The organism is Microbulbifer sp. ABH2_005 (assembly GCF_056160005.1).
On the sequence record NZ_JBSWWI010000012.1, the window covers coordinates 1 to 382 of the forward strand.

The window sequence follows — 382 nt, forward strand, 5'->3', positions numbered from 1 at the left end:
AGCTTAAGGGCTAATCCCCTTTCGCTCGCCGCTACTCAGGGAATCTCGGTTGATTTCTTTTCCTCCGGGTACTTAGATGTTTCAGTTCCCCGGGTTCGCCTCCCTAACCTATGTATTCAGTTAGGGATACTCCTAAAAGGAGTGGGTTTCCCCATTCGGACATTCTAGGATCAAAGCTTGTGTGCCAGCTCCCCTAGACTTTTCGCAGGCTCCTACGTCCTTCATCGCCTCCAGCTGCCAAGGCATCCACCGTATACGCTTAGTCGCTTGACCATACAACACAAACGACTACTAACGACTTTAACATTCAGACTCAATAATAAATCATTGGCCTGAACGCCGGATTGTGTGCTTGAGAGACACACAATATTTTTGATGTTGA

The 382-nt window shown here is 47.6% G+C and carries 1 rRNA gene; it reads right to left on the reverse strand.

The window, feature by feature from the left end:
* Positions 1–273: ribosomal RNA gene (locus tag ACXAFI_RS20030) — 23S ribosomal RNA — on the reverse strand; the annotation flags it as partial.
* Between the last annotated feature and the right edge of the window lie 109 nt (positions 274–382).